This window comes from Pseudomonas sp. 22526, from assembly GCF_052044735.1.
GTDB classification, from domain to species: domain Bacteria; phylum Pseudomonadota; class Gammaproteobacteria; order Pseudomonadales; family Pseudomonadaceae; genus Aquipseudomonas; species Aquipseudomonas piscium.
The window spans coordinates 110823-135295 of record NZ_JBQENK010000021.1 but is presented as its reverse complement, the minus strand read 5'-3'; the positions used below and the strand labels follow the sequence as shown (position 1 = coordinate 135295).

Here is a 24473-nt window from a genome sequence, read left to right as displayed (position 1 = left end):
ATTGACGGTTCGATCTTCTCGGTCGAAAGCGGAGAAAAAGAGGTGTTGACAGCAGCGTGTAACGCTGTAGAATTCGCCTCCCGCTGACGAGAGATCGGAAGCGCAAGTGGTTGAAGTTGCAAAGGAAACTTTGAAAACTTCTTAAAATAACCGCTTGACAGATACAGAGGCTGCTGTAGAATGCGCGCCTCGGTTGAGACGAAAGACTTAACCAACCGCTCTTTAACAACTGAATCAAGCAATTCGTGTGGGTGCTTGTGGAGTCAGACTGATAGTCAGAAAGATTATCAGCATCACAAGTTACTCCGCGAGAAATCAAAGATGTAACCAACGATTGCTGAGCCAAGTTTAGGGTTTTCTCAAAACCCAAAGATGTTTGAACTGAAGAGTTTGATCATGGCTCAGATTGAACGCTGGCGGCAGGCCTAACACATGCAAGTCGAGCGGTAGAGAGAAGCTTGCTTCTCTTGAGAGCGGCGGACGGGTGAGTAATGCCTAGGAATCTGCCTGGTAGTGGGGGATAACGTTCGGAAACGGACGCTAATACCGCATACGTCCTACGGGAGAAAGCAGGGGACCTTCGGGCCTTGCGCTATCAGATGAGCCTAGGTCGGATTAGCTAGTTGGTGAGGTAATGGCTCACCAAGGCGACGATCCGTAACTGGTCTGAGAGGATGATCAGTCACACTGGAACTGAGACACGGTCCAGACTCCTACGGGAGGCAGCAGTGGGGAATATTGGACAATGGGCGAAAGCCTGATCCAGCCATGCCGCGTGTGTGAAGAAGGTCTTCGGATTGTAAAGCACTTTAAGTTGGGAGGAAGGGTACTTACCTAATACGTGAGTATTTTGACGTTACCGACAGAATAAGCACCGGCTAACTCTGTGCCAGCAGCCGCGGTAATACAGAGGGTGCAAGCGTTAATCGGAATTACTGGGCGTAAAGCGCGCGTAGGTGGTTCGTTAAGTTGGATGTGAAATCCCCGGGCTCAACCTGGGAACTGCATCCAAAACTGGCGAGCTAGAGTATGGTAGAGGGTGGTGGAATTTCCTGTGTAGCGGTGAAATGCGTAGATATAGGAAGGAACACCAGTGGCGAAGGCGACCACCTGGACTGATACTGACACTGAGGTGCGAAAGCGTGGGGAGCAAACAGGATTAGATACCCTGGTAGTCCACGCCGTAAACGATGTCAACTAGCCGTTGGGAGCCTTGAGCTCTTAGTGGCGCAGCTAACGCATTAAGTTGACCGCCTGGGGAGTACGGCCGCAAGGTTAAAACTCAAATGAATTGACGGGGGCCCGCACAAGCGGTGGAGCATGTGGTTTAATTCGAAGCAACGCGAAGAACCTTACCAGGCCTTGACATCCAATGAACTTTCCAGAGATGGATTGGTGCCTTCGGGAACATTGAGACAGGTGCTGCATGGCTGTCGTCAGCTCGTGTCGTGAGATGTTGGGTTAAGTCCCGTAACGAGCGCAACCCTTGTCCTTAGTTACCAGCACGTTATGGTGGGCACTCTAAGGAGACTGCCGGTGACAAACCGGAGGAAGGTGGGGATGACGTCAAGTCATCATGGCCCTTACGGCCTGGGCTACACACGTGCTACAATGGTCGGTACAGAGGGTTGCCAAGCCGCGAGGTGGAGCTAATCCCATAAAACCGATCGTAGTCCGGATCGCAGTCTGCAACTCGACTGCGTGAAGTCGGAATCGCTAGTAATCGCGAATCAGAATGTCGCGGTGAATACGTTCCCGGGCCTTGTACACACCGCCCGTCACACCATGGGAGTGGGTTGCACCAGAAGTAGCTAGTCTAACCTTCGGGAGGACGGTTACCACGGTGTGATTCATGACTGGGGTGAAGTCGTAACAAGGTAGCCGTAGGGGAACCTGCGGCTGGATCACCTCCTTAATCGACGACATCAGCTGCTTCATAAGCTCCCACACGAATTGCTTGATTCATTGAAGAAGACGATTGGGTCTGTAGCTCAGTTGGTTAGAGCGCACCCCTGATAAGGGTGAGGTCGGCAGTTCGAATCTGCCCAGACCCACCAATTACTGGTGCACCCTGTAGCGATACGGGGCCATAGCTCAGCTGGGAGAGCGCCTGCCTTGCACGCAGGAGGTCAGCGGTTCGATCCCGCTTGGCTCCACCATTACAGATTGGTCTCCATCGTTTAAAGCTTAGAAATGAGCATTCCGCCAGAACGGCGATGAATGTTGATTTCTGATCTTTATCAGAATCGTTCTTTAAAAATTTGGGTATGTGATAGAAAGATAGACTGAATGGCACTTTCACTGGTGTTTATTCAGGCTAAGGTAAAATTTGTGAGTTGCTCTCATGAGCATTGCGAATTTTCGGCGAATGTCGTCTTCATAGTATAACCAGATTGCTTGGGGTTATATGGTCAAGTGAAGAAGCGCATACGGTGGATGCCTTGGCAGTCAGAGGCGATGAAAGACGTGGTAGCCTGCGAAAAGCTTCGGGGAGTCGGCAAACAGACTTTGATCCGGAGATGTCTGAATGGGGGAACCCAGCCATCATAAGATGGTTATCTTGTACTGAATACATAGGTGCAAGAGGCGAACCAGGGGAACTGAAACATCTAAGTACCCTGAGGAAAAGAAATCAACCGAGATTCCCTTAGTAGTGGCGAGCGAACGGGGACTAGCCCTTAAGTGGCTTTGAGATTAGCGGAACGCTCTGGAAAGTGCGGCCATAGTGGGTGATAGCCCTGTACGCGAAAATCTCTTAGTCATGAAATCGAGTAGGACGGAGCACGAGAAACTTTGTCTGAATATGGGGGGACCATCCTCCAAGGCTAAATACTACTGACTGACCGATAGTGAACTAGTACCGTGAGGGAAAGGCGAAAAGAACCCCGGAGAGGGGAGTGAAATAGATCCTGAAACCGTATGCGTACAAGCAGTGGGAGCAGACTTTGTTCTGTGACTGCGTACCTTTTGTATAATGGGTCAGCGACTTATATTCAGTGGCGAGCTTAACCGAATAGGGGAGGCGTAGCGAAAGCGAGTCTTAATAGGGCGTTTAGTCGCTGGGTATAGACCCGAAACCGGGCGATCTATCCATGGGCAGGTTGAAGGTTAGGTAACACTGACTGGAGGACCGAACCGACTACCGTTGAAAAGTTAGCGGATGACCTGTGGATCGGAGTGAAAGGCTAATCAAGCTCGGAGATAGCTGGTTCTCCTCGAAAGCTATTTAGGTAGCGCCTCATGTATCACTGTAGGGGGTAGAGCACTGTTTCGGCTAGGGGGTCATCCCGACTTACCAAACCGATGCAAACTCCGAATACCTACAAGTGCCGAGCATGGGAGACACACGGCGGGTGCTAACGTCCGTCGTGAAAAGGGAAACAACCCAGACCGTCAGCTAAGGTCCCAAAGTTATGGTTAAGTGGGAAACGATGTGGGAAGGCTTAGACAGCTAGGAGGTTGGCTTAGAAGCAGCCACCCTTTAAAGAAAGCGTAATAGCTCACTAGTCGAGTCGGCCTGCGCGGAAGATGTAACGGGGCTCAAACCATACACCGAAGCTACGGGTATCACGTAAGTGATGCGGTAGAGGAGCGTTCTGTAAGCCTGTGAAGGTGAGTTGAGAAGCTTGCTGGAGGTATCAGAAGTGCGAATGCTGACATGAGTAACGACAATGGGTGTGAAAAACACCCACGCCGAAAGACCAAGGTTTCCTGCGCAACGTTAATCGACGCAGGGTTAGTCGGTCCCTAAGGCGAGGCTGAAAAGCGTAGTCGATGGAAAACAGGTTAATATTCCTGTACTTCTAGTTATTGCGATGGAGGGACGGAGAAGGCTAGGCCAGCTTGGCGTTGGTTGTCCAAGTTTAAGGTGGTAGGCTGGAATCTTAGGTAAATCCGGGATTCTAAGGCCGAGAGCTGATGACGAGTTACCTTTTAGGTGACGAAGTGGTTGATGCCATGCTTCCAAGAAAAGCTTCTAAGCTTCAGATAACTAGGAACCGTACCCCAAACCGACACAGGTGGTTGGGTAGAGAATACCAAGGCGCTTGAGAGAACTCGGGTGAAGGAACTAGGCAAAATGGCACCGTAACTTCGGGAGAAGGTGCGCCGGTGAGGGTGAAGGACTTGCTCCGTAAGCCCATGCCGGTCGAAGATACCAGGCCGCTGCGACTGTTTATTAAAAACACAGCACTCTGCAAACACGAAAGTGGACGTATAGGGTGTGACGCCTGCCCGGTGCCGGAAGGTTAATTGATGGGGTTAGCTAACGCGAAGCTCTTGATCGAAGCCCCGGTAAACGGCGGCCGTAACTATAACGGTCCTAAGGTAGCGAAATTCCTTGTCGGGTAAGTTCCGACCTGCACGAATGGCGTAACGATGGCGGCGCTGTCTCCACCCGAGACTCAGTGAAATTGAAATCGCTGTGAAGATGCAGTGTATCCGCGGCTAGACGGAAAGACCCCGTGAACCTTTACTATAGCTTTGCACTGGACTTTGAATTTGCTTGTGTAGGATAGGTGGGAGGCTTTGAAGCGTGGACGCCAGTTCGCGTGGAGCCATCCTTGAAATACCACCCTGGCAACTTTGAGGTTCTAACTCAGGTCCGTTATCCGGATCGAGGACAGTGTATGGTGGGTAGTTTGACTGGGGCGGTCTCCTCCTAAAGAGTAACGGAGGAGTACGAAGGTGCGCTCAGACCGGTCGGAAATCGGTCGTAGAGTATAAAGGCAAAAGCGCGCTTGACTGCGAGACAGACACGTCGAGCAGGTACGAAAGTAGGTCTTAGTGATCCGGTGGTTCTGTATGGAAGGGCCATCGCTCAACGGATAAAAGGTACTCCGGGGATAACAGGCTGATACCGCCCAAGAGTTCATATCGACGGCGGTGTTTGGCACCTCGATGTCGGCTCATCACATCCTGGGGCTGAAGCCGGTCCCAAGGGTATGGCTGTTCGCCATTTAAAGTGGTACGCGAGCTGGGTTTAGAACGTCGTGAGACAGTTCGGTCCCTATCTGCCGTGGACGTTTGAGATTTGAGAGGGGCTGCTCCTAGTACGAGAGGACCGGAGTGGACGAACCTCTGGTGTTCCGGTTGTCACGCCAGTGGCATTGCCGGGTAGCTATGTTCGGAAAAGATAACCGCTGAAAGCATCTAAGCGGGAAACTTGCCTCAAGATGAGATCTCACTGGAACCTTGAGTTCCCTAAAGGGCCGTCGAAGACTACGACGTTGATAGGTTGGGTGTGTAAGCGCTGTGAGGCGTTGAGCTAACCAATACTAATTGCCCGTGAGGCTTGACCATATAACACCCAAGCAATTTGCTTAAGAGCGAGTTGCGGTGTGTGAAGACGAAATGAACCGAAAGTTTGCACCGCTCACAAAACACCACAAAGCTATTACATACCCAATTTGCCGAAGCGTCGAAAGACGAGTCGGCACACCGAATTTCTTGACGACCATAGAGCATTGGAACCACCTGATCCCATCCCGAACTCAGAAGTGAAACGATGCATCGCCGATGGTAGTGTGGGGTTTCCCCATGTGAGAGTAGGTCATCGTCAAGATTAAATTCCGAAACCCCAATTGCGAAAGCAATTGGGGTTTTGTTTTTGTAGAAGTTCCCGATTTTGCTGGCACGTTCGGCCCTTGAGCCAACGGTCCGGCCACAGAATTTCTTGACGACCATAGAGCACTGGAACCACCTGATCCCATCCCGAACTCAGAAGTGAAACGGTGCATCGCCGATGGTAGTGTGGGGTTTCCCCATGTGAGAGTAGGTCATCGTCAAGATTGAATTCCGAAACCCCTGTCTGCTGACGCAGACAGGGGTTTTGTTTTTGTACGTCTGAAAGCCTAAGGCTTACATCCGAGCCAGGCCTCCAGGTCACCCAGCAGGGGGACCTGAATCCCCCCACCAGCCCCCAATCTCCAGCTCAGAGCTTCACAACAGAGTGAAGCGCCCCTCACCTCACCGCTGACGCAGCTTGCTGCTTCTGCGGGCCAGCCATTTACGCCACCAGATATAGATCCCGGTGACGGACAACATCGTAATCACCAACCCCAGCACCGCAATAAGCACCTGCCCGGTAAAGCCGATGATCCGACCGCCATGGATCGGCAGTTGCAGCCGATAAAACCGTTCGCCCAAGGTGCCTTGTCCGGCGATCTCCTGCCCCAGCAGGCGCCCATCCGTGCCATGAAAGAACAACCACGACTTACCATGGGCCTCGGTATCGTGTTGACCGAAACCGGCGCCATAGAAGTTGTATTCGAAGCTGTAATACAGCTCACCGATCGCCGCTGTCAGGCCCAGCCGTTTGCCTTCTTCCTGGGCCCGTTCATAAGCCTGCTGATAGCTGAGTCGGGTAACCCCCAACTGATCGCTGGGCATGCGCCCACGGGCCTCATAGACGCTCGGTTCGATCGGCGAGAGCAGGGACACCACCGGCTTGAACACCTGGCTCGGCAGGTTCATCGCCACGCTGCTGATGGCAATCGGCAGCAGCAGTAACCACAGCCATAACCCTCCCGCCCGATGCAGATCCATATTGAGACGATAGGCGTGCCCGCCCTTGATCTTCCAGGCGGTCGACCACTTCTTCCAGAACGGCCGGCCACGGGGCAGGGTGAGGAACAAGGCAATGAAGCAATCGACGACCCAGAAGATCGCCACCAACCCCATCAATACCAGCCCCCAGTTACCTGGCAGCGTCAGGTTGTAGTGGAATTCGAGAATGAAGGGGATGAGATTCTCCCGCTGAAAACAGCAGGCACCCCAGAACCGCTTGCCGGTCTGCTCGCCACTGACCGGGTCCAGGTAAAACACCTGATTGGGTTCGTCGAACGGCTTGCCCGTAGCCGGGTCGTTACGGGGTACCGCGGCGAGCAGCGCGGTATGCCCGGGCTCGTTGGGGTACTCCATGTACCAGACCTGCAGGCGCGGATGCTGCGTCTGCACCTGGTCGACCAGGGTTCCAGGCGGCAGTGCCTGACCCTCGGCAGGGGCCTCGTAGAACCCCGGGTTGAGCCACTCGTCCAGCTCGTGATTGAAGGCCAGCAGGCTGCCGGTCAGCCCCGCCAGCAGCAGAAACACCGCGGTGGCCAGGCCGATATAACGATGCAGTAGAACCAGAATTGCGCGCATGGAATTTTCCCGTAGAGACGACAAAGCCAGCGCGTGCGCTGGCTTCGGGGGAACGACAAATGATTAGAACTGGTAGCTGACCGTGGCCGCGACGTTCCGCTCCTCGCCCATGTAGCAGAAGCTCAGGCTGGCACAGGAGGCGATGTAGGATTCGTTGGTCAGGTTGTTGGCATTGAGCCGGACATCCACACCCTTGAGGCCGACCTTGCCCAGGTCATAGCCGATGGAGGCATCGAACAGGGTGTAGGACGGCACCTTCATGGTGTTCTCCGCATCCGCCCAGCTGTAGCCCACGTACCGCACGCCGCCACCCAGGCGCAGGCCGTCGAGCGAGCCGCTGTCGAACTTGTAGTCGGCCCAGAGCGAAGCCATGTGCCGCGGCGCCTGGGTCGGCGAGTTACCCTTGTTCTCGATGATGTCGGTGGCGGTGCTCAAGGTGCTGATCATCGACTTCGAGTACTCGATATCGGTGAAGGTGTAGCTGCCGAGCAGCTTGAGGTTGTCGTTCAGCTGCAGGTGCGCTTCCAGTTCCAGACCCTGGGAACGTACGGCGCCGACCGCGCGATAGAAGTTTTCCTGGGGCAGCTTGGTGGCCAGGTTTTCCTGGTCGATGCGGAACAGGGAGGCGGTGTACAGGTCATCCGTGCCCGGTGGCTGGTACTTCAGGCCCAGCTCCCATTGGGTGCCATCGGTAGGCGCCAGCGGGTTGCCGGCGCTGTCCGCGTAGGAGTTGGGGTTGAAGGACTCGGAGTAGCTGATGTAAGGCGCCAGGCCGTTATCGAACAGGTACAGCGCCCCGGCGCGGCCCGTCAGCTTGGTGCGCTTGTCATTGATTTCGGTGCCCACCGGGCGCGAGGCTTCGGCCAGGCGGTTTTCGTCCGAGGTCTCCACCCAGTCCTGGCGCAGGCCCAGGGAGAAGCGCCACTGATCCATCTCGATCAGGTCTTGCAGGTAGACGCCGGTCTGCTCGAGGCGACGCAGATAGCTGACCGGGTCGTAGTAAGTGATGGCCGAGTTGCCATAGACCGGATCGAACGCATTGATCGGCGCCACCGAGCCGCTGGTCCAGTCCACCACCGTCTTGCGTCGCTGGTAATCGGCGCCCATCAGCACCGTGTGCTTGGTCGCGCCGGTGAGAAATTCGGCCTGCAGCATGTTGTCGACGATAAACGCATGCAGCTTCTCGTCGCCACCGGTGTAGTAGCGGTTCAGCTCGTTGCTGGTCGGGGTGGTCCAGCCGTAGCCGTAGACCTGGTCCAGCTTCACCTTGGAGTCGAGGTAGCGGAAGTTCTGCCGCGCGGTGAAGACATCGTTGAAGCGATGTTCGAACTGATAACCGAACGATTGCTGGTCGCGCTTGTAGCGATCGATGCCCGGTTCGCCTTCGAAGAAATTCTCGGAGATCCGCTGGCCGTTGCGCTGGTGCAGCGCACCGTCGGCCGGCATGCCGCTGTGGTAGCCGCCATCCGGATCGTGTTGCAGGTACGCCTGCAGGGTCAGCGAGGTGTCATCGGTAAAGTCGATGCTCAGGGTCGGTGCCAGGGCGTAGCGTTTTTCCTTGTTGTGGTCGAACTGGGTGTCGGAGCGGTCCGCCAGCCCGGTCAGGCGATAGGCGATGCGCTTGTCGTCGTCCACCGGGCCGCTGAAGTCGAAGCCCATACCGCGTTGGCCCTGGGTGCCGACCGTGGCCTGGATCTGATGGTAGGGCTCGAACAGCGGTTTCTTGCTGGTCAGCGCCACCAGGCCGCCCGGGGAGCTGCGGCCATACAGCACCGACGAGGGCCCCTTGAGGATGTCCACCCGCTCCAGGAAGTACGGATCGATCTGCATGGTGCTGTAGGTGCCGCTGTCGCCCATGGATTTGAGACCGTCGAGGTAGATGTTATCCACCGAGCCATCGTTGAAGCCGCGCATGGCCACGTAGTCGTACCTGTGGGTCGCGCCGTAGGGGTTGGTCAGCACGCCGGGGGTGTAGCGCATGGTCTGGGAGACGGTTTGCGAGCCCTGGTCGTCCATTTGTTCGCGGGTCACCACCGACACGCTTTGCGAGGTTTCCAGCAGCGCGGTACTGGTCTTGGTGGCGATCTGGCTGTGGGTGGCGTTGTAGCCTTCCATGCTGCCCAAGGCATTGCCCAGGGCGAAACCCTTGATATCGGTGGTCGGCAACGACAGGGCGCCGGTCTCGGGCAATGCCCGCAGTACATAGCTGCTGCCGTCCTGGCTCACCGCTTCCAGGCCGGAACCGTTGAGTAACTGGCCCAGGGCTTGGTCAGTGGAGTACTCGCCCTTCAGGCCGGAGGACTGACGGCCCTGGAGCTGCGCCGGGGTCATCGACAAGGTGATGCCTGCCTCGCGGGCGAAGCGGTTGAGTACGTCGCTCAGGGCGCCGCCAGGGATGTTGTAGCTGTGGCTGAGGCTGGCCGCGCCCGTCTCGGCCGCCTGTGCCAGCCAAGGCAAGGCGACGACGCCCAGCGCCGAGGAGAGCAGGGCCACGCGCATGGCGTGGCGCAGGCCGGGGGCTGGCCGTGCAGAAGAGAGGTGGTGGAAGTGCACAATCATGGAAGGGTTCCGTTGAGTCACTGAAGGCAGATGGAAGTGCTTACTGTCTAAGCCGGACTCACGGGAAAAAGCCGCCAAAAAAATTTCAACGAATTGCAGCGCCTCAGGCCAGGCGCTCCAGGGTGACCCACCAGCGGGTGCGATAACGCAGGCGCACGGGCAGGGTTTGCGGGAGGATCGCCAGCAGTTTGTCGGTGTCCTCCAGGCGGAACACGCCGGACAGGCGCAGGTCGCCGATCTCGTCGGCACAGCCCAGGTAACCGTGGCGATAACGCCCGACCTCGTGGATGAAGTCCGCCAGCCGCATATTGCGGGTGACGATCAGGCCATCGGCCCAGGCGCCCACGTCCATGTCCAGCGGCGGCACCGGCAGCGCCTGGGACCCACTGACCAGATAGCTTTGCCCGGCCTGTACCCGGGCCGAGGCGCCATCGGCGGTATGTGGCGAGTGAATGGCGACGCTGCCGGCGGTGACGCTCAGGCGCGTGCAACCGCCTTCCATGCGCACCACGAAACTGGCGTCGAACCCCTCGAACAGGCCATGGCGGGTCCGCACCAGCAGCGGCCTGGAAGGGCTCGCCTGCTGATCCGGCCCGCAGGTCAGCATGATTTCCCCACGGCTGAGCCGGATCAGCCGCTGCTGGGCATTGAAGTCCATGTCGGCGGCGCTGTCGGTGTTGAGTTCCAGGCGCGAGCCGTCCGGCAACTGGAAGCCGCGGCGTTCGCCGGTGGCGGTGGCGAAGTCGGCGTTCCATTGCTGCCAGGCCAGTTGCTCCTTGCCCAGCCACGCGGTGCAGCCCACCAGCATGACGCCGCCGAGCAGCTTCAGGGCCTGGCGTCGGCCGAGGCGCTGGGCGCTGTTTTCCAGGGTGTCGAAGGCCACCTGGGCACCGGGCACCGCCCGCAGGTTGCTGTGCAGTTCCTGCTGCAGCGATTGCACCCGTTGCCAGGCCAGTTCGTGTTCGTGATGGGCCGCGCGCCAGGTATCGCACTGCTGCAACAGCCGGGGATTACCGGCGTTGTTGCGCAGGCGCAGCATCCAGTTGATGGCCTGCTTGACCACCAGGTGCCTGGGGTCCACGGGCCGGCGCAGATTGATCGAAGGGTTATCCACAGCGCTCATGCCTCATAGCGCAGCAGGTAGCAGTGGAACAGCGCGTCGGCCACGTAACGCTCCACCGAACGCAGGGACAGCCCCATCTGTTCGGCGATCTGCTTGTGGGTCAGGCCTTCGCACTGGGCCAGCAGGAATGCCTTGCGCACCTTCGGCTTCAGCCCTTCGAGCATGCGCGCGATGCTTTCCAGCAGCTCCAGCACCAGGGCGCGGGCTTCCTCGCTGGGGGCTTCGGCTTCTGGCAGATGGGCGATGGTTTCCAGGTAGGCGCGTTCGATTTCCTCGCGGCGCCAGTGGTCGATCACCAGGCCGCGGGCGATGGTCCGCAGGAAAGCGCGTGGGGCCTTGAGTTCGAGGCGTTCGGTGCGCTGCAACAGGCGCACGAAGGTGTCCTGCGCCAGGTCGGCCGCATCGGCGGCGTTGCCCAGCCGGCTGCGCAACCATGTGTTGAGCCAGCCATGGTGATGGCTGTAAAGCGCCTGTACCGCGAACTCAGGTGATGACATGGATGCGACTGCCTAGGTGTCACAAATGATAATTAGTCGCATTGTCATCAAGGGTTTGGGATTTTGCAACAACCGCAGGGCGACCGGCTACGGAAAAGTCCGACGCGACCGCTCTAGCCTGCCGTTCAGCAGGTTTTTTGCAGATATCACGTACATTTCTGACAAATCGCTAAGATTTATCCGACTCGTGCCGACAGACAGTGAGACCCATGCGTGCACCAAAGTAGAGCGGCCATAGAACGCCGCCTGCGCTGTTACATGGAAAGTTGCATCCCGTACGCATCCCCACTTTCGGCATAAGAAGTCCCATGACATGAATCTCAAGTTCAGCCATAAAATCCTTTTGGCCGCCTCCGGTGTAGTGGTTCTGGCATTCGCGTTGTTCACTTTGTACAACGACTATCTGCAGCGAAACACCATTCGCCAGAACCTCGAATCGTCGATCCAGCAGGCGGGTGACCTCACTTCCAGCAGCGTCCAGAACTGGATGAGCGGGCGCATCCTGGTGCTCGAGAACCTCTCGCAGAACGTCGCCCACCAGGGCGCCAACGCTGACTTCCCGGGGCTGGTGGACCAGCCGGCGTTCACCACGAACTTCCAGTTCACCTACGTGGGCCAGGCCAACGGTGTGTTCACCCAGCGGCCTGACGCGAAGATGCCCGACGGCTACGACCCGCGTCAGCGTCCTTGGTACAAGCAGGCCGTGGCGGCCGACAAGACCATGCTGACCCCGCCCTACATGGCGGCCGTTGGCGGTCTGGTGGTGACCATCGCCATGCCGGTGAAAAAGAACGGCCAGCTGCTGGGCGTGGTGGGGGGCGACCTGAGCCTGGAAACCCTGGTGAAGATCATCAACTCGGTGGACTTCGGTGGCCTGGGCCATGCCTTCCTGGTCAGCGCGGACGGGCAGGTGATCGTCAGCCCGGACAAGGACCAGGTGATGAAGAACCTCAAGGACATCTACCCGGGCGACAACGTACACATCCAGAAGGGCACCCAGGAGGTGCTGCTCAAAGGCCAGGAGCGCATCCTGTCGTTCACCCCGGTGACCGGCCTGCCGAATGCCGAGTGGTACATCGGCCTGTCCATCGACCGTGACAAGGCTTTCGCCCCGCTGAGCAAGTTCCGCACCTCGGCGCTGCTGGCGATGTTCATCGCCGTGGCCGCGATTGCCGTGCTGCTGAGCCTGCTGATCCAGGTGCTGATGCGTCCGCTGACCACCATGGGCCGCGCGATGCAGGACATCGCCCAGGGCGAGGGCGACCTGACCCGCCGCCTGGTGGTGGAGAGCAAGGACGAGTTCGGCGTACTGGGCGGCTCGTTCAACCAGTTCGTGGAACGTATTCACGCGTCGATTTCCGAAGTGTCCTCGGCTACCCGCCAGGTGCACGACCTGTCCCAGCGCGTGATGGCGTCGTCCAACGCGTCGATCATCGGTTCCGACGAACAAAGCGCGCGCACCAACAGCGTGGCCGCGGCGATCAACCAGCTGGGCGCCGCCACCCAGGAAATCGCCCGTAACGCCGCCGATGCGTCGCAGCACGCCAGCGGCGCCAGCGAGCAGGCCGATGACGGCCGTCAGGTGGTGGAGCAAACCATCCTGGCCATGACCGAGCTGTCGCAGAAGATCAGCCTGTCCTGCACTCAGATCGAAACCCTGAACGCCAGCACCGACAACATCGGCCACATCCTCGATGTGATCAAAGGCATCTCCCAGCAGACCAACCTGCTGGCGCTCAACGCGGCCATCGAAGCGGCGCGCGCCGGTGAAGCCGGTCGCGGTTTCGCGGTGGTGGCCGACGAAGTTCGCAACCTGGCCCATCGCACCCAGGAATCGGCCGAGGAGATCCACAAGATGATCACCTCGCTGCAGATCGGCTCCCGCGAAGCGGTATCGACCATGAACGCCAGCCAGGCGTCCAGCGAAGAGAGCGTCGAAGTGGCCAACCAGGCCGGTGCGCGGTTGGTCAGCGTGACCCAGCGCATCACCGAGATCGACGGCATGAACCAGTCGGTGGCCGCCGCCACCGAAGAGCAGACCGCCGTGGTGGAAACCCTCAACGTCGACATCAGCCAGATCAACCTGCTGAACCAGCAGGGCGTGGCCAACCTCAACGAAACCCTGAAGGATTGCGACGCCCTGTCGCTGCAGGCCAACCGCCTGAAGCAACTGGTGGACAGCTTCAAGATCTGATCGGCGAGCGCCACAAAAAACGCGATGCGGTCAGGTAGACCGCATCGCGTTTGTTTTTTTCGCGAGCAAGCTCGCTCCTACAGAGAACCACGATCCCCTGTAGGAGCGAGCTTGCTCGCGATAGCGCCCGCGTCCGCGCAGGCGTTTCAGCGCCTTACTCGAACATCCTCCGCACATTGCCCATCGCCTCATCGGCAAACCCCTGCAGGAACCCCTGGAAGGCCGCCACCTCGGCACCGCCTTCGGCCGGGTCGGCGACGATGCGCCAGGTGGCGCGTGCCCGTTCGCCGGGCAAGGCTTCGACGCTCATGGCCGCCCACAGGTTGCCGATGCCCAGGGTGTCGTAGATCAGGCTCCAGGTCATGTACAGCGCCTGGTCATCCCGTGAGTTGAGTTGTTCGATAACGATATTGCCGTCGTGGAAGAACTTCTTGCGCACCGAGCGCACGCCCTCGCCGGTCATCTCGATATGCGACAGCGCGGGAATGAAGGCCGGGAAGCCGGCGAAGTTGCCGACGATGGCCCAGACGCGTTGGGCATCGGCGCTGATGTCTACCCTGGACAGGACCTCGCAAGCGTTCGGGTTCTTGATCAGGGTGTCGGGTTGCAGGTTTTTCATAGTGCTCTCCAGCGTGGGTGGGTTCAGATAAAGCGGATGTCTTTCAGGTACTGGCAGCCCTTGCGCAGCAGCGCCGGGTCCTTGGCCGGGTAGTCGGCACCCATGCGCCGCACCCCGGCCTCGGCGTTGGCGTGGCCGATCTGCGAGATGTCGCCGATGTCTTCCTCGAAGCCGTTGAGGTAGAAACCGAGGACGCCGAACAGCGCGTTCTCGCGGTCGACCCGGCCCAGCTGGCGCTGCCAGTCAGCAACGCTGACCATGCGGAACTCGCGCCCGGCCTCGCGGAACGAGGCGACATAGGCCTCCCAGCTCAAAGGCTGCGGGTTGTGCAGGTTGAACACCGCGTGGGCGGGCTGATAACGGCTGGCGTGGAAGGCGATGAAGCGGGCGAGGAAGTCCACCGGCATCAGGTCGAAGTTCATCGCCAGCTGCGGCACCTGGCCCAGTTGCAGCGAGCCCTTGAGCATCAGCATCAGGCGGTTCCTGTGGGGCTGGCAGACCCCGGTCTGGCTGTTGAAACTGATGTTGCCCGGGCGATAGAGATTGACCCACACCCCCTGTTCGCGAGCCCGTTGCAGGATCCGCTCGCCGACCCACTTGGACAGGTTGTAGCCGTTGCGAATGTAGATCGGCGGGGTGGCCGCGGGCGGCTGTTCCAGCACCCGGCCCTGGGCATCGATGCTGCTGGAGGCGGACAGGGTCGAGACGAAGTTGAAGACCTTTTTACTGCGCCCTTCGCACAGGCGCAGGCACTCGAACAGCGGCTCGACGTTGTCGCGCGCCAGGGCCGGGTAATCCAGCACGTGATTGACGTTGGCGGCGTTGTGCACCAGCGTGCCGTACTCGCGGTCGATGCGTTCATACACCTCCGCAGCGAGCCCAAATTGTGGCTGGCTGATATCGGCGGCATGCACCCGCACCCGGCTCAGGTCCAGATGTTCCAGGCGGTTGTCGCGCAGGGCCTGGGCGAAACGTTCGGCGGCCGATTGCGTGGGCGTTTCCCGCACCAGGCACGCCACCTCGCTGGCGCCCCATTCCAGCAGCGCCTCGACTATGTGCAGACCGAGAAAACTGTTGGCGCCAGTGACCAGCACCTTGTGCACGTCGCCCAGTTGGCTGATGGGCAGCACCTGCAGGTCGAGTTCGGCGTTGGCATCGGCGAACACCTGGTCGAGGGCGTCGTCCGGGCCGTCGTGGGCGGCGCCGTCGATCAGGGTCGCCAGGTTGCTCAGGGTCGGCGCCTCGATAAAGCGGTTGATCGACAGGCTGCGGCCGAACTGTTCGCGAATCGCCAGCAGTAGGCGCGACAGCAGGATCGAATGGCCGCCAAGGTTGAAGAAGCTGTCGTCGGTGCCGATGTCCTCGGCCGGCAGCTCCAGCAGCTCGGCCCACAGCTGCAGCAGGCGCTGTTCGTTGGCGTTCTGCGGCAGGCGTCGCTGGCGGTTGCTGCCCGGGGTACGCGGCAGGGCCAACAGGGCGCGGCGGTCGACCTTGCCGTTGGCGGTGTAGGGCATGCTCGGCAGTTCGATGTAGGCGCTGGGCTGCATGTAGTCCGGCAACCGTTGGCGCACCTGTTCGCGCAGGGCTTGCAGCGCATCTCCGGCAGCGTTCGGCTGGGCCAGGTAGGCGAGGATCCGCCGCTGATCGTCGATCACCACCGCCACCTGGCGGAACAGCTGGTCGTCGCGCAGGCAGTGTTCGATCTCCTCGGGCTCGACCCGGAACCCGCGGATCTTCACCTGGTTGTCCCGTCGCCCGCAGATCTCGATACCGCTGTCGGTCCACTGGCCGATGTCCCCGGTGCGATAGACCCGCAGTTGGCGCCCGTCCGGCAGGTCCAGGGTCAGGTAGCGTTCGGCGCTCAGCGCCGGGTTGTTCAGGTAGCTGAGGCCGACGCCCGGCCCGGCCAGGTACAGCTCGCCAGGGGTGCGCTCGGGCACTGGTTGCAGCTGTTCGTCGAGGATCAGCACCTGGCTGTTGGCGATGGGCAGGCCGAGGTTGCGCGGGTTGTCGTCGACCCGCAGGCGGCGGGTGGTGGCCAGCACCGTGGTTTCCGTCGGGCCGTAGATGTTGTGCAGTGCGCACTGGCCGGCCAGGCGCTGGATGACGAAGGGTTCGCAGACGTCGCCGCCGGTCACCAGATGCTGCAGGCCCAGCGGCTGTTCCAGGGGCAGGATGCTCAGCAGCGCTGGCGGCAGGAAGGCATGGCTGACCCGCTGGCGCTGGAGCAGGGCCAGCAGTTGCTGCGGGTCGCGCCGCTGGTCCTGGTCGGGGACCACCAGCAGCGCGCCACAGAGGAAGGTGGGCAGGATATCCAGCAGCGAAGCGTCGAAGTTGATGGTGGAGAACTGCAGCACCCGGCTGTTCTGGTCCAACTCGACATGGCCGATGTACCAGGCGCAGAAGTGGCTGAGATTGCCCTGGCTGAGCAACACGCCCTTGGGCTGGCCGGTGGTGCCCGAGGTGTAGATCGCCACGCAGGGCGCCTCTGGCGGCGGTGCCTGGCGCAGCAGCGGGAGGCTGTCCTCGGTCTCGTCAGGCAGCAGGGTGCGTACATCGAGTTGCGCCAGGCCGAGGTCGCCCAGGTCTTCGCGGCCGTCGTGCAGCAACAGGGCCGCGCCGGCATTGTCGAGAATGTAGCGCCGCCGTTGTGGCGGATGCTCCGGGTCCAGCGGCAGGTACACCGCACCACAGCCGAGGGTGGCGAGAATCGCGGCATAGAGCGCCGCCGATTTGGGCAGGCACAGGCCGATCACCGGCGGTTGGTCAGGGCTGGCGGGCAGGTGTCGGAGCATCTGCCGCTGCAGGTTGCGGCTCAGGCGGTGCAGGGTCTGGTAGCTGTAGTCGATGCCCTGGATATTCAAGGCCGGACGCTGGGCGAAGGCCTGCAGGCTCTGGTCGATGCGCTGGGCGATCGGCACCTGCATCTCCCGCAACAATGTCGGTGCCGGCTGCTGGTTGTGCCGGTGCTCGAAGGCCAGCGAGTCCAGGCGCTCCAGGCCGAGCAGCGGTTCGCTTGGCTCATCCAGGGTGGCGAGCTGGTGGAAAAACGCTGCGCCGCGGGAAAAGCCGCTGACCAGCCGCGCGGTGCTGGCCACCAACCTGGCGATGGCACTGCTGCGCACGGCCTGGCCATTGCCGCTGGCTTCCGGCGGCAGGGTCGCCTGCTCGATCAGCCGGGCGCCGTGGCGGTGGAACAGGCGCACCTGTGGCAGCCCGGAAGCCGCTTGGGCGATCAGGGCGATGCGCAACTCCAGGCGTTCGGTGTCCGCCGCGAGATGGAGCGAATCACTCAGGCTACCGTCGTCGATCAACAGATGGGCGCGCAGCTCCTTGGCGTCGGTGACCGCTTGCGGCGAGTCCAATCGCCGCAGCAGATGACCGTGGCGCTCCAGCTCCATGGCCAGTTCGTTCAGGGCCTGACTGCGGCCCGTCAACACAATGTCGAGGCGTCTCATGCTCGGGTCCCTCCGTTAGGGCAGGTAGTCGGCCAGTGCGTCCTGGACGCAGGCCGAATCCAGCATCGAACTGCTGCGGAAGAAGCGCAGGATGTTGGCGATCAGGGGGTGATGGCGGTTGATCGGGTAGGCCAGGGCGGCTGCCTCCTCGCGCAGCGCCTGCTTGATCGGGGCGGTGACGGGCAGTTGCTCGATCAGTCGCAAGTCGAAGCCCTTCTGGATGTCGTTGGTCAGGTACTGGGCGATGAACACCGGCAGCACCCGGGCGATCTCCGCGCGGTCGGCGTCGCTGGCGCCGTGCCAATAGATGCGCACCAGGCGCGACCAGAAGCCCGAATGCCGGCCTTCGTCCTGCAGGTGGTCGGCCATCAGGCCCTTGATCGACGGCTTGACCGTGTCGTCCTTGGCGAAGGCGGCGACATCGTTGGTCACGGTGTTCTCGGCGATGGCCACGCAGATCAGTTCCACCGCGTCGCGCAGGTGCTCGGGCGCCCGCTGCAGGGCGGCGGGGATGGCCCGGCTGAGTTCGATTTCCCGGGGCAGCTCGATGGGGTCGATGCCGCTCATGGCGATGGTCTGCTGCATGAAGTCCATCGCCACCAGCGCGTGGTAGTCCTCGTCCACCACCACGGTCATGGCGTCGTAGCGGCAGGCGAAGGGAAAGGCGATGGCGAAGCGGTTCTTGGCGATATTGCGGGCGGTCTTGTCCACCAGCTCGGTCTCGAAGATCACCACGTCGTTGATGAACTTGTAGAGGCTTTGCACCAGCACGAAATCCCGCAGGTGGGGGCAGTGGTCGAGAAAGCTCTGGCTGTGCACCAGGGGCTGGCGGCTCAGGGGGTAGATCAGCTTGTCGTCGTCCTCGAGCATGCGGCGCGGGCGGGTGCGGATGGTCGCGCGCTCTTCCCAGGTGTCGGCGAAGGACTGGTAGTCGAGGGCGTTCATGCGCTCACCCCGATCGGCGATTCCGCCATGCTCAGGCGCAGCCCGTCCCACAGGGCGATGCGGCTGTCCACCGCGGCGATGGCTGCGGCGTACATCTCCTGCTGGCGTTGCGGGTCGCCAGCCACCAGCCGCTCCAGCAGCTGTTCCGCGGCCGGGCCGTGGTCGTCGGAATCGACCTCGATATGGCGTTGCAGGTAGTAGCGAAAGGTCGGTGCCTGCTCGATACCTATGCCCCAGTCGTCGAGGATGCGCTGGAACATCCGCGGGATGACGCTTTCCCGGCCGTGGAGAAAGGCCGCCGCCACGCAATGGGCCGGCGCCTGCACGGCGGTATGCAGGGTCTGGCGGACAAAGGCGCTGGCGGCCGGGTCGGCGTCGACGCTTTGCAGGGCAGTGTCGAAACTCACGCCTTCCTGCTGCAGCGCGACGAAGCGTTCCACCACCCGGGTGGCGGCGCCGACCTCGCGCATGGCGTCCAGGTACAGCTCGAAGTGGCTGTAATGGCCTTGCCCGGGGCGATCGTCGGACTCTTCGCCGAGCACGATCTCGTTGATCAGCCGCGCGGCGTGAGGGTCCTGCGGCGGTAGCCAGGGCAGGCGCACGCAGGTCAGTTCCTGTTGCAGGCGCTTGGTCAGCGACATGAAGTCCCATACGGCAAAAACATGGGTCTGCATAAAGCGTTGAAGAACGGCAAGTGTGTTGATTTCGGCAAAAATGGGGTGGGCGCTGAGTGTGGCTTTCTTGGCGTCGAGAAGTTCTTTGCTGGCGTTCATTTAGGCTACCTGTCTGAGATGTTCAAGTGTGTTTTATTGGCCGATTAGTTGCGGCTCGTATAGGTGTTTTAATCAATGCTTATTTGTTGCGGGCGAGCAGGGGCCTCAAACCTGAGTTGATAATCTGGAAAGTTCTATAGTGCTGGCCGGTCTATCCGTTAAAGAACCGTTGTCTTGGCTTTATTGGGTTTGGAGAGTCAATAAAGCCAAGGCCTGCCAGGTGTTCATAAACGGGTGGTCGATGTTGTTTTAACCTCGACGAAGAAAAAACTAATACAGGGATAAGTGTCGATCAAGTTGTTTTTACAATACTTTTAAAACTTGTATTTTTGTCGCGCGACAAGTTGCTGCAAAACTTCTTGTTCAAGTTTTGTTGAGATGAAGTTGCCCCTTCCGACTTATATAAGTCAGAATTTTTAACGCTGAGTGAATGCCTCACTCGAAGCAAACTTCGAAGCGCTGAGTTGAAGTCGTTGAATATCTGGGAGAAAGCATGCGGGAGCCGATCCCGGTCATGCCCTCCAGTCGCTGGGCTCCTTGCGTGGGTCTGCAGATCGACGTGTGCGGGCAAGTCTGCGTGCCGCTCACGTCCCTTTTTCAGTCGGCGACAGCAAGAGTGAGCCCAAATCGGCGACTGAGCCATCGCCGGCAGGCCTGTGAGGGCAGGAGCGGAGGAGGAAGACGGCGGATTATTCGCCGAGCAGGCCCAGGTGGGTATTGATGATCTGCAGCAGGCGCTGGCGCTGGGACTTGATGAAGAAGTGATTGCCGGCCACCTCGATCAGCTCGAACTCACGACGGGTGAACTCTCGCCAGTTGGCCATGTTGCTGGCGGGGGCCAGCGGGTCCTCGCTGCCATAGAGGGCGGTGAGGGGAATGTCGAGGTTGCCGCTCGACAGATCGCGCCAGGATTCGAACAGCTTCAGGTCGGCACGCAGCAGCGTCTCGTACTGGTTCCGGCTGGCCTGGTCGCGGGGGATTTCGATCGGCGTGGCGCCCAGCGACAGCATGGCTTCCTGGAAGGGCGCCGCGGGCAGCACGTGCAGCAATGGCCGGGGCGATGGGTAGTCGGGGCTGCGGCAGGCGGAAATGAACAGGTGGCGGGTCTGGCCAGGGTAGTGCGCCTGGGCGTGCTTGGCGGTTTCGTAGGCCAGCATCCCGCCCAGGCCATGGCCGAACAGGGCGTGGGGCTTGGCCAACAGTGGGCGCAGCGCGGAGAAGGTATCGGCCAGCAGCCGCGGCCAGTCGTCGAGCGGGGTTTCGGCCTGGCGGCTGCCGTGCCCGGGCAGTCGCACCAGCACCAGCTCGATGTGCCCGGCCAGCCCCGTGGACCAGTTGCGCAGCTGTTCCGGATCCGCGCCGGTCTGCGGAAAGCAGATGAGTCGGGTTTTCGCCGGCTCGCCGGAGTTGAGCACCATCAACCATTTGTCATTGCGCGCGTGCACTGCTTTTCCTTAAGCCGGTGTGCCGGTCATTGAGTGTTGCATCGTGGCCGCGTCATGCCGCCGTTACCGCTGTCAGCTCTCGGCGGACCGTTCGAGGTAGTTGCGAATGGTCTGCGCGGCCTTTTCCAGATGGCCCCGCAGCACCTCCACCGCCCGCTCGACGTCCTTGGCCTCGGCGGCGTCGGTCATGGCGTTGTGATCGTCCTGGGTCAGCTTGCCCAGGCCCATGGAGGATAGATGGAACCGCAAGAAGCGTTCTTCCTCGTTCAACTCGAGCTCGATCAGGCGCAGCAGCTTCTGGTTCGGCGCCCGGTGGTACAGCGACATGTGGAACAGGCGATTGAGACGGCCGATTTCGGCGTGGTCGGTTTCGCTTTCCAGCTGCGCGATATAGCCGCGGGCCTGGGCGATGTCCTCGGCGTCGAGCAGCGGGACCGACAGGCGCAGCGCCTCCAGTTCCAGCAGCAGGCGCAGGCCGTAGGTTTCCACCGCGTCATAGCCGATCAGTTCGGCGACCACCGCGCCTTTGTGCGGCACCACGTGCAACAGCGATTGCGCTTCGAGCTGGCGCAAGGCCTCGCGCACCGGCATGCGGCTGACGCCGAACAGGTCGGCCAGATCCTGCTGGCGCAGTGCCGTGCCGCTGGGCAGGCGGCCGTCGAGAATCGCCGCGCGCAGGGTTTCCTCGATCACCGAGCGCGCGAGGTGGGCGGGGATTGGCCCGCTGACTGCGATCTTGCTCAAGGGCCTCGGTTTTTCTGTCACGTTAACGCTATCCTGTTTTCTATGAGATTTGGATCCAATGGACGCTAGATAGCGCCCTGCAGCTTGTCAAACCAGCCGTCTGAGCCCTGTCGTGGCTTTGCCGGCGCTGATTCTCGGGGCAGCCCTCCTGCCGCTCAAGCACTGGCCGATAAACGAACAGGTCCCTGCTTTCAGCTTAGCGTCTCCAGAGGGGCTGTGATTGTAAGGTGCCATTGTCTTTTGGCGGACCAAGCTGCACCATCCTTCGACCCACGACAGCTCCCATGGACTCTTCGCATTGGCGGCACGTTTAGCTCTTTCTCGGACCCTGCGCTGGCTGTTTTCGGCGCTGCTGCTGGCCGGCCTGCTGCTGGGCGGTCTGCAGGCCGATTGGGACTTTTCGCAGATCAGCCGCCGCGCCACGGCGCTGTACGGGCCGCTGGGCGAAGGGCAGAAGCGCATCGACGCCTGGCAGCAACTGCTGGTGACCCAGAACCAGGCCAGCGAGATGGAACAGCTCAAGGTGGTCAACCTGTTCTTCAACAAGAACATGCGTTACGTGGAGGACATCGACCTGTGGCGTCAGGTGGATTATTGGGAAACCCCGGTCGAGGCCCTGTGGAAGGGCGCCGGCGATTGCGAGGACTATGCGATCGCCAAGTATTTCAGCCTGCGTCACCTCGGTGTTTCCAGTGACAAGCTGCGCATCACCTACGTCAAGGCGTTGCGCCAGAATCGCGCGCACATGGTGTTGACCTACTATTCAAGCCCGGAGGCCATGCCGTTGGTCCTCGACAGCCTGATCGACGCCATCCAGCCGGCCAGCCAGCGTACCGACCTGCTGCCGGTGTACTCCTTCAACGCCGAGGGCCTGTGGCTGCCCGGCAAGGGCAACAAGAAAGTCGGTGACACCAAGCGCCTGTCCCGGTGGCAGGACGTGTTGAAGAAAATGCAGGCCGAAGGTTTTCCGGTCGAGACGACTCACTAGGAGCACGAGCTCAGATGTCTTTGTTCAAACAACTGTTGATCGCAATCTGTCTGTTCCTGGTGGTCGCCTTCAGCGGCAGCTTCATGGTCAGCCTGGAAAGTTCGCGCACCCAGTACGTCAACCAGCTGCGCTCCCATGCCCAGGACGCGGCCACGGCGCTGGCCTTGTCCCTGACCCCGAATATCGACGACCCGGCGATGGTCGAGCTGATGGTCAGCTCGATTTTCGACAGCGGCTACTACTCGAGCATCCGCGTGATCAACCAGGTCACCGACGAGGTCATGGTCGAGCGCAGCGGCACGCCCGAGGTCAGCGACGTGCCGGACTGGTTCGTCAAGCTGATCGGCCTGGAGCCGGCCGGCGGCGACGCCCTGGTCAGCCGTGGCTGGCAACAGGCGGCGCGGGTCGAGGTGGTCAGCCACCCGATGTTTGCTGTCGCCAAGCTTTGGCAAAGCGCCCTGGGCAGCCTCGGCTGGCTGCTGCTGTGCGGTGCCGTGAGCGCGGTGCTGGGGGCCTTGCTGCTGCGGCGCCAGCTCAGGCCGTTGGACTACATGGTGCAGCAATCCCACGCCATTGCCCGCCGCGAATTCCTCAGCCTGCCCGAGCTGCCGCGTACCCCGGAACTGCGGCGCGTGGTGCAGGCGATGAACCAGATGGTGGAGAAGCTCAAGGCGCTGTTCCAGGAGCAGGCCGAGCGCAGCGAAAAGCTGCGGGTCGAGTCCTATCAGGACAACCTGACCGGCCTGGCCAACCGCCGTTACTTCGAGATGCAGCTCAATGCCCGGGTGAGCAACCCGGAGCAGGCCAGCTCCGGCTACCTGCTGTTGCTGCGGGTCAAGGACCTGGCCGGCCTGAACCAGCGCCTGGGTGGGCAGCGTACCGACCAGCTGTTGCAGGCGGTGGGCGAACAATTGCAGCGTGAGTGCGCGCGCTACCCGGAAACCCACAACCTGGTGACCCGTATCCGCGGCGGCGAATTTGCCGTGCTGGCGCCGGGTCTGGTGCGCGGAGAGGCCCTGCAGCTGGCGCAGAACCTGGAGAATGCCCTGGCCAGCCTGCACGCCACTGGCGCCACCGACGTGGCGTCCGTGGCTTCCATCGGCCTGGCGCCCTTCGTCCATGGCGACTCGCCACAGGCGGTGCTGAGCCTGGGCGACCAGGCCCTGGCCCAGGCCGAAGCCCAGGGCGACACGAGCTGGGCTTGCCTGGAGCATGGCGCGACGGCCAGCATCGGCGACGACCATCACGCCTGGCACACCCTGCTGGACGGCGCCTTGGGCCAGCAGCGCTTCGAGCTGTACTTCCAGCCGGTGGTCGCGACCCGGGATACCAAGCTGGTGCTGCATTACAAGGTGCTGTCGCGCTTGCTTGACGAGCAGGGCCAGACCATCGCCGCCGGGCGCTTCCTGCCGTGGCTGGAGCGCTTTGGCTGGACCTCGCGCCTGGACCTGCTGATGCTCGAACAGGTGCTCAAGCAGATGACCGAGCACCAGGACTCGCTGGCGTTGAACCTGTCGGCCGCGACCCTGGCCGATCCGCAGGCCTTGAACAAGGTGTTTGAGATCCTGCGCCAGCACGCCAACCTGGGGCCGCGCCTGACCCTGGAGATCGGCGAGGAGCAGTTGCCTGAACAGGCGCTGCTGGAACAGCTGACCCGACGCCTGCGCGAGCTGGGCTTCTCCCTGAGCCTGCAGCGCTTTGGCGGGCGCTTCAGCATGATCGGCAACCTGGCGCGCCTGGGCCTGGCCTACCTGAAGATCGATGGCAGCTACATCCGCGACATCGACCAGGAAAGCGACAAGCGCCTGTTTATCGAAGCCATCCAGCGCGCTGCCCACAGCATCGACCTGCCGTTGATTGCCGAGCGCGTGGAAACCGAAGGGGAGTTGCAGGTGATTCGCGAGATGGGCCTGTACGGCGTCCAGGGCCGCCTGTTCGGCGAGCCCGCACCCTGGCGCTGAGGCGCTAACGAAAATCGCCGGCCA

13 protein-coding genes, 2 tRNA genes, 4 rRNA genes and 2 pseudogenes are annotated in these 24473 nt (G+C 61.0%); 10 read left to right on the top strand and 11 right to left on the bottom strand.

Annotated elements, in window-relative coordinates; all coding sequences use genetic code 11:
- Positions 1-242 (bottom strand): annotated as a pseudogene (locus ACTJKT_RS26215) (hypothetical protein); the annotation flags it as partial.
- Positions 243-378: 136 nt separating this feature from the next.
- Here ACTJKT_RS26215 and ACTJKT_RS26210 point away from each other — a divergent pair.
- The 6 genes from ACTJKT_RS26210 (at position 379) to rrf (ACTJKT_RS26185) (ending at position 5789) form a co-directional block, all read left to right on the top strand.
- A 16S ribosomal RNA gene (locus tag ACTJKT_RS26210) occupies positions 379-1915 on the top strand.
- Positions 1916-1980: 65 nt separating this feature from the next.
- A tRNA-Ile gene (locus ACTJKT_RS26205) sits at positions 1981-2057 on the top strand.
- A 26-nt stretch (positions 2058-2083) separates the two neighbouring features.
- A tRNA-Ala gene (locus tag ACTJKT_RS26200) sits at positions 2084-2159 on the top strand.
- A gap of 250 nt (positions 2160-2409) precedes the next feature.
- Positions 2410-5301, top strand: a 23S ribosomal RNA gene (locus tag ACTJKT_RS26195).
- 146 nt (positions 5302-5447) lie between these two features.
- Positions 5448-5563, top strand: a 5S ribosomal RNA gene (rrf, locus tag ACTJKT_RS26190).
- A 110-nt stretch (positions 5564-5673) separates the two neighbouring features.
- Positions 5674-5789 (top strand): 5S ribosomal RNA (rrf, locus tag ACTJKT_RS26185).
- The 16S, 23S and 5S rRNA genes sit together here with 2 tRNA genes alongside, the layout of an rRNA operon.
- Positions 5790-5967: 178 nt before the next feature.
- Here rrf (ACTJKT_RS26185) and ACTJKT_RS26180 read toward each other — a convergent pair.
- The 4 genes from ACTJKT_RS26180 to ACTJKT_RS26165 all read right to left on the bottom strand — a co-directional run bounded on the left by ACTJKT_RS26180 (position 5968) and on the right by ACTJKT_RS26165 (position 11322).
- Positions 5968-7143: a PepSY-associated TM helix domain-containing protein gene (locus ACTJKT_RS26180; protein WP_440789119.1), complete on the bottom strand. Its 1176-nt coding sequence runs from the start codon at positions 7141-7143 to the stop codon at positions 5968-5970.
- A gap of 63 nt (positions 7144-7206) precedes the next feature.
- A complete protein-coding gene (locus tag ACTJKT_RS26175; RefSeq protein WP_440789118.1) occupies positions 7207-9702 on the bottom strand; it encodes a TonB-dependent siderophore receptor in 2496 nt (831 codons plus the stop codon).
- A gap of 103 nt (positions 9703-9805) precedes the next feature.
- On the bottom strand, positions 9806-10825 hold the full coding sequence (locus ACTJKT_RS26170; RefSeq protein WP_440789117.1) for a FecR domain-containing protein: 1020 nt from the start codon (positions 10823-10825) through the stop codon (positions 9806-9808).
- Entirely contained in the window at positions 10822-11322 is a 501-nt protein-coding gene (locus ACTJKT_RS26165) for a sigma-70 family RNA polymerase sigma factor (protein WP_016705108.1), read from the bottom strand. Before ACTJKT_RS26165 ends, ACTJKT_RS26170 begins: the two co-directional genes overlap by 4 nt.
- A 313-nt stretch (positions 11323-11635) precedes the next feature.
- Here ACTJKT_RS26165 and ACTJKT_RS26160 point away from each other — a divergent pair.
- Both ACTJKT_RS26160 and ACTJKT_RS26155 read left to right on the top strand, forming a co-directional pair.
- A pseudogene (locus ACTJKT_RS26160) lies at positions 11636-12661 on the top strand (HAMP domain-containing protein); the annotation flags it as partial.
- Positions 12662-12730: 69 nt separating this feature from the next.
- Positions 12731-13516, top strand: coding sequence for a methyl-accepting chemotaxis protein (locus ACTJKT_RS26155; RefSeq protein ID WP_370686837.1), 786 nt, complete (start codon positions 12731-12733; stop codon positions 13514-13516).
- 154 nt (positions 13517-13670) lie between these two features.
- Here ACTJKT_RS26155 and ACTJKT_RS26150 read toward each other — a convergent pair whose 3' ends face one another.
- From ACTJKT_RS26150 to ACTJKT_RS26125, 6 genes are all read right to left on the bottom strand, one after another.
- Complete coding sequence (locus ACTJKT_RS26150; protein WP_440789116.1) at positions 13671-14135, bottom strand: SRPBCC family protein; 465 nt, start codon at positions 14133-14135, stop codon at positions 13671-13673.
- A 23-nt stretch (positions 14136-14158) separates the two neighbouring features.
- Positions 14159-17593: an amino acid adenylation domain-containing protein gene (locus ACTJKT_RS26145; protein WP_440789115.1), complete on the bottom strand. Its 3435-nt coding sequence runs from the start codon at positions 17591-17593 to the stop codon at positions 14159-14161.
- A 15-nt stretch (positions 17594-17608) separates the two neighbouring features.
- Positions 17609-18538 (bottom strand): diiron oxygenase, encoded by a 930-nt coding sequence (locus ACTJKT_RS26140; RefSeq protein ID WP_440789114.1) that lies wholly within the window; start codon positions 18536-18538, stop codon positions 17609-17611.
- Entirely contained in the window at positions 18535-19311 is a 777-nt protein-coding gene (locus ACTJKT_RS26135; RefSeq protein WP_440789113.1) for a DUF3050 domain-containing protein, read from the bottom strand. Before ACTJKT_RS26135 ends, ACTJKT_RS26140 begins: the two co-directional genes overlap by 4 nt.
- 689 nt (positions 19312-20000) lie before the next feature.
- On the bottom strand, positions 20001-20756 hold the full coding sequence (locus ACTJKT_RS26130) for a thioesterase II family protein (protein WP_097306291.1): 756 nt from the start codon (positions 20754-20756) through the stop codon (positions 20001-20003).
- Positions 20757-20828: 72 nt separating this feature from the next.
- Positions 20829-21521, bottom strand: a complete 693-nt coding sequence (locus ACTJKT_RS26125; RefSeq protein WP_440789112.1) for a GntR family transcriptional regulator — start codon at positions 21519-21521, stop codon at positions 20829-20831.
- Between the two features lie 277 nt (positions 21522-21798).
- On the opposite strand from ACTJKT_RS26125, the gene lapG reads away from it, so the two are divergent.
- Together lapG and lapD are read left to right on the top strand one after the other, a co-directional pair.
- Positions 21799-22488 (top strand): cysteine protease LapG, encoded by a 690-nt coding sequence (gene lapG, locus ACTJKT_RS26120; protein ID WP_440789111.1) that lies wholly within the window; start codon positions 21799-21801, stop codon positions 22486-22488.
- A 14-nt stretch (positions 22489-22502) separates the two neighbouring features.
- Positions 22503-24449, top strand: coding sequence for a cyclic di-GMP receptor LapD (gene lapD, locus ACTJKT_RS26115; RefSeq protein ID WP_440789110.1), 1947 nt, complete (start codon positions 22503-22505; stop codon positions 24447-24449).
- Positions 24450-24473 lie beyond the last annotated feature (24 nt).